Source organism: Actinoallomurus vinaceus, assembly GCF_039542055.1.
In the GTDB taxonomy this organism is placed as follows: Bacteria; Actinomycetota; Actinomycetes; order Streptosporangiales; family Streptosporangiaceae; genus Actinoallomurus; species Actinoallomurus vinaceus.
Genome location: NZ_BAABHK010000012.1, coordinates 90,644 through 103,194, shown reverse-complemented (window position 1 = coordinate 103,194; position 12,551 = coordinate 90,644). Strand labels below are relative to the sequence as shown.

The following is a 12,551-nucleotide window of genomic DNA, read 5'->3' as shown; positions in this document are numbered from 1 at the left end:
CGTCGACCTGCTGGTCAACAGCGCCGGGCTCGCCACAGGCCTCGGACCCGCCCACGTCAACATCAACGTCATCGAGCTGATGCTCGTGGCCCAGAGCTTCGCGGCGTTCCCGGTGCACCGGTTGGTCAGCGCTCCAGAGCCGTCTTGATTCCAGCGAGGGTCGTGCGCATGCCCTGCCGATTGACGTCGGCGCGCCCGTCCGCGGGGACGCCGGTGAAAACCTTGCCGAGGAGGGAGACGAACCCCGCTCCACGGCTGTCGCGCCGCAGATCCTCCCAGTGCTCCGTCAACCGGGTCGACCCGTCGCCGGCCTCGTCGATCCGGTAGCCCCACACGGCCACCGGGATCCCGAAGCTCGTCACGCGGAACGCGAAGGCCTTGCCGGGCACCGCCTCGGTGACCCGGCAGTTCGTGAACCACATGCGCGGTCCGATCCGGTTGAACCCGACGAACGTCAGGCCGGGGACCACGCGGCGGCCGCGCACCCAGACCACGAAGACCTCCGGGCTCCACTCCCCCATGCGGCGCGGGTCGGCCACCGCCTCGTACACCCGCTCCGGCTGCGCGTCGATGACGACGCTCTCCTCGACCGTCCACTGGCGTTGCATGGGGTGATCATCCCGCATGGTCAGCGCAGGTGGGCGAATCGCTCCTGCCAGTCGGCGAACCAGCCGGCGAACCAGGGCTCGCCCGCCGCCAGCGGCACGATGTAGGTGACCGTCTCGGCGTGGTAGCGGCGCTGGAAGTCCGGCGGCATCCGGTCCAGGGTCTGGACGTTGCTGACCCGGTCGGCGAGCTTGACCAGGATCGCCTCGCGGGGCGCGTCGCGCAGCCGGCGCAGGTAGGACACCTTCGCGGCCCGTTTGGCGGCCTTCCCCTGCACCGGCGGCTTGGTCACCCAGTCCACCAGCTCCCCGACGACCGGGCCGAACTCCGCCTCGACGTCGGCGAGCGTCGCCGCGGTGTCCTCGACCACGTCGTGCAGCAGGGCCGTCACGAGCACGTCGGTATCGGTGACGCCGACGCCGCGGACCAGCACCTCCAGCGCTTCGAGGAGATGCTCGGCATAGGGGGCGCCGGTGGGTCGCGCCTGCTCGCCGTGCCAGCGCAGCGCGGCGGCGGCGGCCCGATCGAGGGTGGCCAGATCGAGCGGCCGCGAGGCCAGGGCGGCACGGGCCTGGTCCCACGTGCGCCAGTTGGTGAAGATCTCCACTGTGCCGTTTCCTCCGAGTCACCGGCATCGTCACGAGGTCGTCTCGATCGCCCGTGAGCGTGCGCGAAGCCGTACGATCGCGGCATCATTACACAGTGAGGAATCCGCCCGACGATCACGCCATCGCGGTGTGGATATGGCCCCGGGCGCTCCCGCTCGCCCAGATCTTCGGGCCGGCGTGGGACGGCGCGGAGATCCGCGCCCGCTTCCTCACTCTGACCGGCCAGTGGCACGCCCGTCATCCGGCCCCGGCGGCCGCGGAGGCAGGTGCCGGGCCACGGCCCGGCCAGTGGATGTGGCACCCGCCCGCGCACCGGATCTACGACTGTCACACCTATGAGGCCGAGGACGACTGGCTCGAGGTGGCGATCCGGATGGAAACGGTCGACTTCTACCCGAACCACTGCCGGCTCGGCGCGAGCCTGACCATCGCGTGCCGGTGCGAGACCACGCACGGGGCGCACACGATCGTGGAGACGTCATGGCGCACCGGCGGGCCCGCCGGTGCGCTCGACGCCCTCACGGCGGTCCTGCGGTACACCGACCAGTGGATCGCCAACTCCCAGCAGCCGGCGGGCTGGCGGCGGCACGCCGGCCTCGAGTGACCGGCCTCAGACGTTGAAGCCCAGGGCGCGCAGCTGCTCCCGCCCGTCCTCGGTGATCTTGTCCGGACCCCACGGCGGCAGCCACACCCAGTTGATCGTGACCTTCTCCACGAGCCCCTCCAGGGCGCTCGCCGTCTGGTCCTCGATCACGTCGGTGAGCGGGCAGGCCGCGCTCGTGAGCGTCATGTCGAGCGTGGCGACGTTGCCGTCGTCGATGTTGACGCCGTAGACCAGTCCGAGGTCGACCACGTTGATGCCGAGCTCGGGGTCGACGACGTCCCGCATCGCCTCGAGGACGTCGTCCTCGGCGGCCTTCGTGTCGCTCATGAGTTGCTGCCTTCCATGGCCTTCGCGGTCGCGTCCTTCCACGCCATCCAGGCGAGCAGGGCGCACTTGATACGGGCGGGGTACTTCGACACTCCGACGAAGGCGACGGCGTCCTCGAGCACGTCCTCGTCGGGCTCGGCCTGCCCGCGAGACTGCATCAGCTTGAGGAACTCGTCGCCGGTCACCATCGCGTCCTTCACCGGCCTGCCGATGATCAGGTCGGTCAGCACCGACGCGCTGGCCTGGCTGATCGAACAGCCGAGCGCGTCGTACGACACGTCGGCGATCTCCTCGCCGTCCAGCTTGACGCGCAGCGTCACCTCGTCGCCGCAGGTCGGGTTCACATGGTGCACCTCGGCGTCGTACGGATCCCGGAGGCCCTTGTGGTGTGGGTTCCGGTAGTGATCCAGGATGATCTCCTGGTACATCGACTCGAGCTGCATCTGCTTCCCTTCCAAACGGCCGATCGGTGCAACGTCAGGCCGTGCCGAAGAATTTCTGCGTCTCCCGCAGCCCCTCGACGAGGGCGTCGACGTCTTCGCGGGTGTTGTAGAAGTACAGCGACGCGCGCGTGCTCGCGGTCACTCCGAAGCGCTTGTGCAGCGGCCGGGCGCAGTGGTGGCCGGCGCGGACGGCGACGCCGTGCGCGTCCAGCACCTGACTGACGTCGTGCGGGTGGATCTCCCGCCCGTCCGGGCCCTCCAGCGTGAAGGAGATCGCGGTGCCGCGGTCCTCGACGTCGACCGGCCCGATGATCCGCAGGCCGTCGATCGCGGCGAGCGACTTGAGCGCGTACGCGAGCAGCTCGTGCTGCTGCGCCTCGATCTCGTCGATGCCGACCTCGGTGAGGTAGTCGATGGCGGCGCCGAGCCCGGCGGCCTCGGCGATCGGCATCGTGCCGGCCTCGAACTTGTGCGGCGGCGGCGCGTACGTCGAACGCTCCATCGCGACCGTCTCGATCATCTCGCCGCCGCCGAGGAACGGCGGGAGCGTCTCGAGCAGCTCGGCGCGGCCCCACAGCGCCCCGATGCCGGTCGGGCCGCAGAGCTTGTGCGCGGTGATTCCGTAGAAGTCGACGCCGAGCTCCTGGACGTTCACCCGCATGTGCGTCGCGGCCTGGGCGCCGTCGGCGAGCACCAGCGCGCCGACGGCGTGGGCCTTGTCGGCGATGAGACGCAGCGGGTTGATGGTGCCGAGGACGTTCGACTGGTGCGCGACCGCGACGATCTTCGTGCGCTCGTTGATGAGGTCGTCGATGTTCGACAGGTCCAGGCGGCCCTCGTCGGTCACCCCGAACCAGCGGAGCGTCGCGCCGGTGCGCTGGGCGAGCAGCTGCCACGGCACGATGTTGGAGTGGTGCTCCATCTCCGAGATGACGATCTCGTCGCCCGGGCCGACGCGGAACCGCTCCGCCTCCGGTCCGGCCGTGGCCGCGTTGCCCATGGCGTAGGCGACGAGGTTGATGCCCTCGGAGATGTTCTTGGTGAACACCACCTCGGTCTCGCTGGCCGCGCCGATGAAGTTCGCGACCTTGATCCGGGCACCCTCGTACGCCTCGGTCGCCTCCTCGCCGAGCTGGTGCGTCGCCCGGTGGATGTTGGCGTTGTGCCGGGCGTAGTAGTCGTCGATCGCGTCGATCACCTGGCGGGGCTTCTGCGAGGTGTTCGCGCTGTCGAGGTAGACCAGCGGCTGCCCGTCACGGACAGTGCGGGTCAGGATCGGGAAGTCCGCCCGGATCCGTTCGACGTCGATGCTCACGCGGACGCGCCTGCCTTCGTGAACTTCTCGTAGCCCTCGGTCTCCAGCAGCTCCGCCAGCTCCGGGCCGCCCTGCTCGACGATGCGGCCGGCGGCGAAGACGTGCACGAAGTCGGGCTTCACGTAGCGGAGGATGCGGGTGTAGTGCGTGATCAGCAGCACGCCCGTGTCGCCGGAGCGGAACCGGTTGACGCCCTCGGAGACGACCTTCAGCGCGTCGATGTCGAGGCCGGAGTCGGTCTCGTCGAGCACCGCGACCTTCGGCTTGAGCATCTCCATCTGGAGGATCTCGTGGCGCTTCTTCTCACCGCCGGAGAAGCCCTCGTTCAGGTTGCGCTGCGCGAACGCGGGGTCGATCTGCAGCTCGGCCATTGCCGAACGCATCTCCTTGGAGAACTCCCGCAGCTTCGGCGCCTCGCCGCGCACGGCGGTGACGGCGGTGCGCAGGAAGTTCGACACCGACACGCCCGGCACCTCGACGGGGTACTGCATGGCGAGGAACAGCCCGGCGCGGGCGCGCTCGTCGACGCTCATGTCCAGGACGCTCTCGCCGTCCAGGAGCACCTCGCCGCCGGTGACGGTGTACTTCGGGTGACCGGCGATGGCGTAGGCGAGGGTCGACTTGCCGGAGCCGTTCGGCCCCATGATCGCGTGGGTCTCGCCCGCCTTGACGGTCAGGTCGACGCCCCGGAGGATCTCCTTGTCCTCGACGGAGACGTGCAGGTCGCGGATCTCAAGCGTGGCCATGGTGTTCAGGACTCCTTGAGCGACACGTACACGTCGTCGCCCTCGATCTTCACTGGGTACGTGGGAACCGGCTGCGTGGCCGGCGGGTTGGTGGGCTTGCCGGTGCGCAGGTCGAAGCACGAGCCGTGCAGCCAGCACTCGATGGTGTGGTTGTAGACGTCGCCCTCGCTGAGCGCGACCTCGGCGTGCGAGCAGACGTCGCGCATGGCGTAGACGTCGTCGCCCGTGCGGACGACCGCCACCGGGGTGCCGTCGATCTCCACCGCGAGCGCGCCCTCCTCGGGCAGCTCGGACAGCGAGCAGGCACGCGTGAAGCTCATCGGTCGAGCTCCTCGTCGATCGCGGCGAGCACCCGCTCCTGGATCTGCGGCAGGTCGATCTTCTCGACGAGCTGGCCGAGGAAGCCGCGCACGACCATCCGCCGGGCGGTGTCGTACGGGATGCCCCGCGCCTGGAGGTAGAACAGGTGCTGGTCGTCGAGGCGGCCGGACGCCGAGGCGTGGCCCGCGCCGGCGACCTCGCCGGTGAGGATCTCGAGGTTCGGCACCGAGTCGACGCGGGTGCCGTCGGTGAGCACGAGGTTGCGGTTGAGCTCGTACGTGTCGGTGCCCTCGGCCTCGGCCCGGATGATCACGTCGCCGATCCAGACGGCGTGCGCGTCCTCGTCCTGCAGCGCGCCGCGGTAGTCGACGCGGCTGCGGCAGTTGGGCTGCGTGTGGTCGACGAGCAGGCGGTGCTCCAGGTGCTGGCCGCCGTCGGCGAAGTACACGCCGTACAGCTCGGCGTCGCCGCCGGGCGCGTCGTAGGCCACGGTCGGGGCGATGCGCACGACCTTGCCGCCGAGGCTGACGACGAAGCTCTTGAACCGCGCGTCGCGGCCGAGCTTGGCGTGCTGGTGCGACAGGTGCACGGCGTCCGGCGCCCAGTTCTGCAGGCTGAACACCGTGAGCGAGGCCCCGTCACCGACGACGAACTCGACGTTGTCGGCGTAGGCGGCCGAGCCGGTGTGCTCCAGCACGACCGTGGCCTGGGCGAACGGCTCCAGGACGATGGTCGTGTGGCCATAGGCGACGCCGCCGCCCTCGCCGCGCAGCGACAGGACGGTCGGCTCGGTGGCCACGACCTCCTTCGGCACGGTGACCACGGTCGCCTGCGTGAACGAGGCGTACGCCTGCGCGCTGACGCGGTCGGACGGGACGTACGCCTTGCCGACCCGCGCGTCGTCCCGGGACACCGTCTCGACGGTGACCTCGGGCGCGGCGGACACGTCGACGATCACCTTGCCGTCGGCGGCCGCGCCCTTGTGCAGGTCGCGGATGCGGCGCAGCGGGGTGAAACGCCACTCCTCCTCGCGGCCGGTCGGCACCGCGAAGTCGTCGACGTCGTACGACGTGTGCTCGTGGAGGGTGGACAGCGGTTTGGTCTCCAGACCCATGTCAGCCCACCGCTCCTTCCATCTGCAGCTCGATCAGGCGGTTCAGCTCGAGCGCGTACTCCATCGGGAGCTCGCGCGCGATCGGCTCGACGAAGCCGCGCACGATCATCGCCATCGCCTCGTCCTCGGTGAGCCCGCGGCTCATGAGGTAGAACAGCTGGTTCTCCGAGACCTTGGAGACGGTGGCCTCGTGGCCCATCTCGACGTCGTCCTCACGGACGTCGACGTAGGGGTAGGTGTCGGAGCGGCTGATCTGGTCGACCAGCAGCGCGTCGCACTTGACCGTCGACTTGGAGTGCTCGGCGCCCTCCTGGATCTGGACCAGGCCGCGGTAGCTCGTGCGGCCGCCGCCGCGCGCCACCGACTTGGAGATGATCGTCGAGGAGGTGTTGGGCGCGGCGTGCACCATCTTCGAACCCGCGTCCTGGTGCTGGCCCTCGCCCGCGAAGGCGATGGACAGCGTCTCGCCCTTGGCGTGCTCGCCCATGAGGTAGACGGCCGGGTACTTCATCGTGACCTTGGACCCGATGTTGCCGTCGATCCACTCCATCGTCGCGCCCTCGTAGGCGACGGCGCGCTTGGTGACGAGGTTGTAGACGTTGTTCGACCAGTTCTGGATGGTCGTGTAACGACAGCGGGCGTTCTTCTTCACGACGATCTCGACGACCGCGGAGTGCAGCGAGTCGGACTTGTAGATCGGCGCGGTGCAGCCCTCGACGTAGTGGACGTACGCGCCCTCGTCGACGATGATCAGCGTCCGCTCGAACTGGCCCATGTTCTCGGTGTTGATCCGGAAGTAGGCCTGCAGCGGGATCTCGACGTGCACGCCCGGCGGCACGTAGATGAACGACCCGCCCGACCACACGGCCGAGTTGAGGGCGGCGAACTTGTTGTCGCCCACCGGGATCACCGAGCCGAAGTACTCCTGGAAGATCTCCGGGTGCTCCTTGAGACCGGTGTCGGTGTCGAGGAAGATGACGCCCTGCTGCTCCAGGTCCTCGCGGATCTGGTGGTAGACGACCTCGGACTCGTACTGGGCCGCGACGCCGGCCACCAGGCGCTGTTTCTCCGCCTCGGGGATGCCGAGCTTGTCGTAGGTGTTCTTGATGTCCGCCGGGAGCTCTTCCCACGACGCGGCCTGCTTCTCCGTCGACCGGACGAAGTACTTGATGTTGTCGAAGTCGATGTCGGTGAGGTCGGCGCCCCACGTCGGCAGCGGCTTCTTACCGAACAGGCGCAGGCCCTTCAGGCGAAGGTCGAGCATCCAGTCGGGCTCGTTCTTCTTCGCCGAGATGTCGCGGACGACCTCATCGGACAGCCCGCGACGGGCCGAGGCGCCGGCCACGTCAGAGTCGGCCCAGCCGAACTTGTAGTTTCCGAGCCCTTCGAGCTCGGGATGGGCTGCCGTAGTCATGCGGAGGTGCCTCCGGAGTCCTGCTTGTCGTTCTTATCGGTTTTTTCGGTCAGTTCACGTGACGTCACGTGGGTCGTGCATATTCCATCGCCGTGCGCGATCGTGGCCAGCCGCTGCACGGGGACGCCGAGCAGCCGCCCGAACGCCGCCGTCTCCGCCTCGCACAGCTGCGGGAACCGGGCCGCGACGTGCGCGACCGGGCAGTGGTGCTGGCACAGCTGCTGCCCGCCGGCCGGGGCGGTGCCGGCCGAGGCGGCATAGCCGTCCACGGACAGCGCCTCGGCGAGGGCCTGGGCCCGCTGCTGCGGCGGGACGTCCCGGATCGACGCGCCGTAGCGCGCCTCCAGGTCGCTCACCTGGCGGCGGGCGAACTCCTCGACGGCCTCCTCGCCGAGCTTGTCGGCCAGGAACCGCAGGGCGTTGGCCGCGAGGTCGTCGTAGGCGTGCACGAAGGCGCTGCGCCCGGCGTCGGTGATGACGAACATCTTGGCCGGACGGCCGCGCCCGCGCCTGGACTGCGGACGGCTCCGCCGCTCCTCGATCATCCCCTCGGCGAGGAGGTGCTCGAGGTGGCGGCGTACGGCCGCGGGCGTGAGCCCGAGCCGCTGTCCGAGCGCCGAGGCGCTGATGGGACCATATTCAAGAATCAGTCGGGCCACCCGGGCGCGGGTGGTGCGCTCGGTGTGGTTCGGACCGAGCGCGGGCACGCCGGCGGCCGCCGGGTCGCTGCTCGTCGTCTCGGTCACGTATTTCACAACATCAGTGTGGCCTAATTCCTTCCCGCGACACAAACGGATCCCGGTAATCCGCATCACTAAGGTGAGCCTTGCCTCACCTGCTCGGACGCTCCCGTACGGTGATCGCCACGACCAGGGCTCCGGCGAGGAACGCCGCGCCCGCGCCGGCCATCGGCGCCGCGAGCCGGCCTCCGGCCCCCAGCGTGCCGAGCAGGGCGACGCCGACCGTGCTGCCGACCTGCCGGGCCGCGTTGACCGCCCCCGAGGCGACGCCCGCCCGCTCCGGCGGCGCGGCCTCGACGACGGTGGTGGTGGCGGCCGGCATCGTGAACGCCATCCCGAAGCCCGTCGCCATCAGCCCGAGCATGATCAGCAGGTACGGCGTGCGCGGACCCACGGCCATGAGCGCGAGCAGCCCGGCCGCTCCCGTGCACAACCCGATCAGCATCGTCGGGCGGGTTCCGGACCGGCCCGTCAGCCGCCCGGACAGGAACGACGCCACCGAGACGAGGATCCCCTCCGGCAGCAGCGCCAGGCCGGCCATCGTCGGGCTCATCCGCCGGACGTCCTGGAAGAACAGGCTGACGACGAACAGCTGACCGTAGAAGCCGAGGTTGATCAGCAGCCCGACCGCGTTGCCGCCGGAGAACGGCCGGCTCCGGAACAGGCTCAGCGGCAGCATCGGGTTCGCCGACCGCCGTTCGACCGCGACGAAGATCGCGGCCGCCAGCGCCGCGAGGGCCAGCCCGCCGAGGACCGCCGGCGACAGCCAGCCGCGGGTCCGCGCCTCGATGAGGGCGAAGGTCAGCAGTCCGAGCGCGGCGACTGCGGCGGCCTGCGCGCCCGGGTCGAGTCCCCGCCGGCCGTGCCCCTCCGGCCGCACGACGTGGCGGACCGTCAGCAGCAGGGCGACCAGCCCGATCGGCACGTTGATGAAGAACACCACGCGCCAGCTCGCCACCTCGGTCAGGACCCCGCCGACCACCGGACCCGAGGCGGCCGCGATCCCGGCGATCGCGGCCCACACGCCGACGGCCCGGGCGCGCGCCGCCGGGTCCGGGTGGGCGGCCTGCAGCAGCGCCAGGGACGAGGGCACCAGGATCGCGGCCGCGGCGCCCTGCACCAGCCGGGCTGCGACGAGAGCGGCGGCGGTCGGTGCCAGCCCGCAGGCCGCCGAGGCGGCGGTGAACAGCAGGAGTCCGGCGCAGAACACCCGGTGGGGGCCCACCCGGTCGCCGAGCGCGCCGGCGGACAGCAGCAGCGTCGCGAACGTGAACGTGTAGCCGTCGACCACCCACTGCAGGACGCCCATCCCGCCTCCGAGATCACGGCCCAGCGCGGGCAGCGACAGGCTCACCGCCGTGGCGTCGATGATGACCATGAAGTAGCCGAGGCAGATTGCGATCAGGGGCAGCGCACCGGCGCGCGGCCGGGACTGCGTTTCGGATTCCAGTGCGACCATGCCCCGATGCTGGCCCGCATTCGTTTAGACGATCGCCGAAGCGTCGCCGCGACGGCCTGGGGGCGGGTTCAGCCGGCGAGGGTCGCGACCAGGATGGCCTTGATGGTGTGCAGGCGGTTCTCGGCCTGGTCGAAGACGATCGAGGCCTCCGACTCGAACACCTCGTCGGTGACCTCGAGCCCCTCCAGGCCGAACTGCACGTAGATCTCCTCGCCGACCGTCGTCTCCCGGTCGTGGAACGCCGGAAGGCAGTGCATGAACCGCACTGACGGGTTCCCGGTCGCGGCGAGCGCCTCGGCGTTGACCTGGTACGGCCTGAGCAGCGCGATCCGCTCGGCCCAGACCTCCTTCGGCTCGCCCATCGACACCCAGACGTCGGTGTGCAGGAAGTCGGCGCCGCGCACGCCCTCGGCGACGTCGTCCGTCAGGGTGATCCGGGCGCCGCTGCGCTCGGCGAGGCCGCGGGCCGCGGCCTGGACCTCGGCGGACGGCAGCAGCCCGTCGGGCGCGACGAGCCGGACGTCCATGCCCAGCAGGGCGCCCATGACGAGCAGGGAGTTGCCCATGTTGTTGCGCGCGTCGCCCAGGTAGGCGAAGGCGATCTCATCGAGGGGCTTGGCCGCGTGCTCGGCCATCGTGAAGGCGTCGCACAGGCTCTGGGTCGGGTGCCACTCGTCCGTGAGACCGTTCCACACGGGCACGCCGGCGTACGCGGCGAGGACCTCGATGTCCGCCTGGCGCCTGCCGCGGTACTGAATGCCGTCGAACATCCGGCCCAGCACCCGTGCGGTGTCCTTCACCGACTCCTTGTGCCCGATCTGGGAGCCCGACGGGTCCAGGTAGGTCACGTGCGCGCCCTGGTCGTGCGCCGCGACCTCGAACGCGCTGCGCGTGCGGGTCGAGGTCTTCTCGAAGATCAGCGCGATGTTGCGGCCGGTCAGGCGGGGTCGCTCGGTGCCCGCGCGACGGGCCGCCTTCAGCTCGCCGGCCAGGTCGACGAGCGAGCGGAACTCCTCCGCGGTGAAATCGAGCTCTTTGAGGAAGCTCCGGCCGCGCAGCATGTGACCTCCCGATGACATGACCCAGACCGTATCACTATGCGCCACTCTGAATCGATATTCAGAACGATCTCCGGGGTCCCTGCCTCGCGCCGAACCGGCCCTCCTAGACTCGGGGGCATGGAACCCCTCGCCGTCGCAGTGAATGACCTGGTCAAACGCTATGGCATCGTCACCGCGGCCGACGGCCTCTCATTCGACGCCCGGAACGGCGAGGTGACCGCCCTCCTCGGCCCCAACGGAGCGGGCAAGACCACCACGGTCGAGATCTGCGAGGGCTACCGGCGCGCCGACGCGGGCACCGTGCGCGTCCTCGGCCGCGACCCCCGCGACCCGGAGCTCAAGACGCGCATCGGCGTGATGCTGCAGTCCGGGGGCGTGCCGACCAACGCCCGCGCCGGGGAGTTCCTGCGCCTGATCGCGAGCTTCTACGCGGCGTCCCTCGACCCCGCCGCGCTCCTCGAACGGCTCGGCCTCACCGCCGCGGCCCGCACCCCGTACCGTCGCCTGTCCGGCGGCCAGCAGCAGCGGCTGGCCCTCGCCGCCGCCGTGGTCGGCCGCCCCGAGCTGGTCTTCCTCGACGAGCCCACCGCCGGCCTCGATCCCCAGGCCCGGCACGCGACGTGGGAGCTCGTCGAGGACCTCAAGGCCGCCGGCGTCGCGGTGATCCTCACCACCCACCACATGGACGAGGCCGAACGCCTGGCCGACCAGGTGGTGATCGTCGACCACGGGACGGTCATCGCCTCGGGCCCGCCGTCCTCGCTGACCGGCGCCGAGCGCCAGCTCCGCTTCCGGGCGCGACCCGGACTCGGCCTGGACGAGCTGCTGTCCGCGCTGCCGCCCGCCACCATGGCCAAGGAGTCGCCGGCCGGGCACTACGTCATCGAGGGCGATCTCGTGCCCGAGTTGCTGGCGACCGTGACCGCCTGGTGCGCCTCCAACGGCGTCATGACCGAGGACCTCCGGATCGAGCGGCGGACCCTGGAAGACGTGTTCCTCGAACTGACCGGACGGGAGCTCCGCTCGTGACGGACCTGACCTTCGCCCCCTCGCCCGGCGCGGCGCCGGCGTCCCGGATGATCCGGGCCCAGACCGCGTACGAGCTGCGCACGCTGCTGCGCAACGGCGAGCAGCTGCTGCTCACCCTCATCATCCCCGTGGCGCTGCTCATCCTGTTCAGCGCCGCGCCGCTGCTCGACGTCGGCGCGGGCAAGCGGGTCGACTTCCTCACCCCCGGCGTCCTGGCGCTCGCCGTGATGTCCACCGCGTTCACCGGGCAGGCGATCGGGACGGGCTTCGAACGCCGGTACGGCGTGCTGAAACGCCTCGGCGCGACGCCGCTCCCCCGGTCCGGGCTGATCGCCGCCAAGACGCTCACCGTCGTTGCCGTCGAGGTCCTGCAGGCGATCGTGCTCTGCGTCGTGGCGTTCGCACTCGGCTGGAGCCCGCACGGGAACCCGGCGACCGTCATCCTGCTGCTGATCGTGGGCACGGCGGCGTTCAGCGGCTTCGGGCTGCTCATGGCGGGCACCCTGCGCGCGGAGGCCACCCTGGCCGCCGCCAACCTCGTCTACCTGCTCCTGCTCGTCCTGGGCGGCGTCATATTTCCGTTGACAAAGTTCTCCGGCGGCGTACGGTCGGTACTCGAACTGCTACCGATCTCCGCGCTCGCCGACGGGCTGCGCCAGGTACTGCAGCACGGTGCCGGGTTCCCCGTCCGCGACCTGGTGATCCTTGCCGTGTGGGCGGTGCTCGGCCTGGCCCTCGCCGCGCGCTTCTTCTCGTGGGAGTGA

Annotated in this window: 15 protein-coding genes; 3 read left to right on the top strand and 12 right to left on the bottom strand. The window is 70.4% G+C overall.

Features of this window, described 5'->3' with window-relative positions; translation table 11 throughout:
• Nucleotides 1-125: 125 nt before the first annotated feature.
• A complete protein-coding gene (locus ABEA24_RS35015; protein WP_345436431.1) occupies nt 126-608 on the bottom strand; it encodes an SRPBCC family protein in 483 nt (160 codons plus the stop codon).
• Nucleotides 609-628: 20 nt separating this feature from the next.
• Entirely contained in the window at nt 629-1,213 is a 585-nt protein-coding gene (locus ABEA24_RS35010; protein WP_345436429.1) for an HD domain-containing protein, read from the bottom strand.
• Between the two features lie 95 nt (nt 1,214-1,308).
• Here ABEA24_RS35010 and ABEA24_RS35005 point away from each other — a divergent pair, with 95 nt between their 5' ends.
• Nucleotides 1,309-1,818: a hypothetical protein gene (locus ABEA24_RS35005; RefSeq protein ID WP_345436427.1), complete on the top strand. Its 510-nt coding sequence runs from the start codon at nt 1,309-1,311 to the stop codon at nt 1,816-1,818.
• A gap of 6 nt (nt 1,819-1,824) precedes the next feature.
• On the opposite strand, the gene ABEA24_RS35000 is transcribed toward ABEA24_RS35005, so the two are convergent.
• The 10 genes from ABEA24_RS35000 to argF form a co-directional block, all read right to left on the bottom strand.
• Nucleotides 1,825-2,145: a metal-sulfur cluster assembly factor gene (locus ABEA24_RS35000; protein WP_345436425.1), complete on the bottom strand. Its 321-nt coding sequence runs from the start codon at nt 2,143-2,145 to the stop codon at nt 1,825-1,827.
• Nucleotides 2,142-2,588, bottom strand: a complete 447-nt coding sequence (gene sufU / locus ABEA24_RS34995; protein ID WP_345436423.1) for a Fe-S cluster assembly sulfur transfer protein SufU — start codon at nt 2,586-2,588, stop codon at nt 2,142-2,144. The genes ABEA24_RS35000 and sufU overlap by 4 nt, the downstream gene beginning before the upstream one ends.
• Before the next feature lie 34 nt (nt 2,589-2,622).
• The gene (locus tag ABEA24_RS34990) at nt 2,623-3,903 is read right to left on the bottom strand and encodes a cysteine desulfurase (RefSeq protein WP_345436421.1); all 1,281 of its coding nucleotides are present in this window, start codon (nt 3,901-3,903) and stop codon (nt 2,623-2,625) included.
• Nucleotides 3,900-4,649, bottom strand: coding sequence for a Fe-S cluster assembly ATPase SufC (gene sufC, locus ABEA24_RS34985; RefSeq protein ID WP_345436419.1), 750 nt, complete (start codon nt 4,647-4,649; stop codon nt 3,900-3,902). Before sufC ends, ABEA24_RS34990 begins: the two co-directional genes overlap by 4 nt.
• 5 nt (nt 4,650-4,654) lie before the next feature.
• On the bottom strand, nt 4,655-4,969 hold the full coding sequence (locus tag ABEA24_RS34980) for a non-heme iron oxygenase ferredoxin subunit (protein ID WP_345436417.1): 315 nt from the start codon (nt 4,967-4,969) through the stop codon (nt 4,655-4,657).
• Nucleotides 4,966-6,084 (bottom strand): Fe-S cluster assembly protein SufD, encoded by a 1,119-nt coding sequence (sufD, locus tag ABEA24_RS34975; protein WP_345436415.1) that lies wholly within the window; start codon nt 6,082-6,084, stop codon nt 4,966-4,968. Before sufD ends, ABEA24_RS34980 begins: the two co-directional genes overlap by 4 nt.
• 1 nt (nt 6,085) lies before the next feature.
• The gene (gene sufB, locus ABEA24_RS34970; RefSeq protein ID WP_345436413.1) at nt 6,086-7,498 is read right to left on the bottom strand and encodes a Fe-S cluster assembly protein SufB; all 1,413 of its coding nucleotides are present in this window, start codon (nt 7,496-7,498) and stop codon (nt 6,086-6,088) included.
• Nucleotides 7,495-8,253 (bottom strand): helix-turn-helix transcriptional regulator, encoded by a 759-nt coding sequence (locus tag ABEA24_RS34965; RefSeq protein ID WP_345436411.1) that lies wholly within the window; start codon nt 8,251-8,253, stop codon nt 7,495-7,497. The genes sufB and ABEA24_RS34965 overlap by 4 nt, the downstream gene beginning before the upstream one ends.
• 76 nt (nt 8,254-8,329) lie before the next feature.
• The gene (locus ABEA24_RS34960) at nt 8,330-9,697 is read right to left on the bottom strand and encodes an MFS transporter (protein ID WP_345436409.1); all 1,368 of its coding nucleotides are present in this window, start codon (nt 9,695-9,697) and stop codon (nt 8,330-8,332) included.
• A 68-nt stretch (nt 9,698-9,765) separates the two neighbouring features.
• A complete protein-coding gene (gene argF / locus ABEA24_RS34955; RefSeq protein ID WP_425551274.1) occupies nt 9,766-10,776 on the bottom strand; it encodes an ornithine carbamoyltransferase in 1,011 nt (336 codons plus the stop codon).
• A 99-nt stretch (nt 10,777-10,875) separates the two neighbouring features.
• Here argF and ABEA24_RS34950 point away from each other — a divergent pair, with 99 nt between their 5' ends.
• On the top strand, nt 10,876-11,787 hold the full coding sequence (locus tag ABEA24_RS34950; protein ID WP_345436407.1) for an ABC transporter ATP-binding protein: 912 nt from the start codon (nt 10,876-10,878) through the stop codon (nt 11,785-11,787).
• Between the two features lie 47 nt (nt 11,788-11,834).
• The gene (locus ABEA24_RS34945; RefSeq protein WP_345436886.1) at nt 11,835-12,551 is read left to right on the top strand and encodes an ABC transporter permease; all 717 of its coding nucleotides are present in this window, start codon (nt 11,835-11,837) and stop codon (nt 12,549-12,551) included.

What these genes read in the sequence shown, in the direction of transcription:
- ABEA24_RS35015 (WP_345436431.1), bottom strand. Translation starts at nt 608, where the DNA reads ATGCAACGCCAGTGGACGGTCGAGGAGAGCGTCGTCATCGACGCGCAG.
- ABEA24_RS35000 (WP_345436425.1), bottom strand. Translation starts at nt 2,145, where the DNA reads ATGAGCGACACGAAGGCCGCCGAGGACGACGTCCTCGAGGCGATGCGG.
- sufU (WP_345436423.1), bottom strand. Translation starts at nt 2,588, where the DNA reads ATGCAGCTCGAGTCGATGTACCAGGAGATCATCCTGGATCACTACCGG.
- sufC (WP_345436419.1), bottom strand. Translation starts at nt 4,649, where the DNA reads ATGGCCACGCTTGAGATCCGCGACCTGCACGTCTCCGTCGAGGACAAG.
- ABEA24_RS34980 (WP_345436417.1), bottom strand. Translation starts at nt 4,969, where the DNA reads ATGAGCTTCACGCGTGCCTGCTCGCTGTCCGAGCTGCCCGAGGAGGGC.
- sufD (WP_345436415.1), bottom strand. Translation starts at nt 6,084, where the DNA reads ATGGGTCTGGAGACCAAACCGCTGTCCACCCTCCACGAGCACACGTCG.
- sufB (WP_345436413.1), bottom strand. Translation starts at nt 7,498, where the DNA reads ATGACTACGGCAGCCCATCCCGAGCTCGAAGGGCTCGGAAACTACAAG.
- ABEA24_RS34960 (WP_345436409.1), bottom strand. Translation starts at nt 9,697, where the DNA reads ATGGTCGCACTGGAATCCGAAACGCAGTCCCGGCCGCGCGCCGGTGCG.
- argF (WP_425551274.1), bottom strand. Translation starts at nt 10,776, where the DNA reads ATGTCATCGGGAGGTCACATGCTGCGCGGCCGGAGCTTCCTCAAAGAG.
- ABEA24_RS34950 (WP_345436407.1), top strand. Translation starts at nt 10,876, where the DNA reads ATGGAACCCCTCGCCGTCGCAGTGAATGACCTGGTCAAACGCTATGGC.
- ABEA24_RS34945 (WP_345436886.1), top strand. Translation starts at nt 11,835, where the DNA reads ATGATCCGGGCCCAGACCGCGTACGAGCTGCGCACGCTGCTGCGCAAC.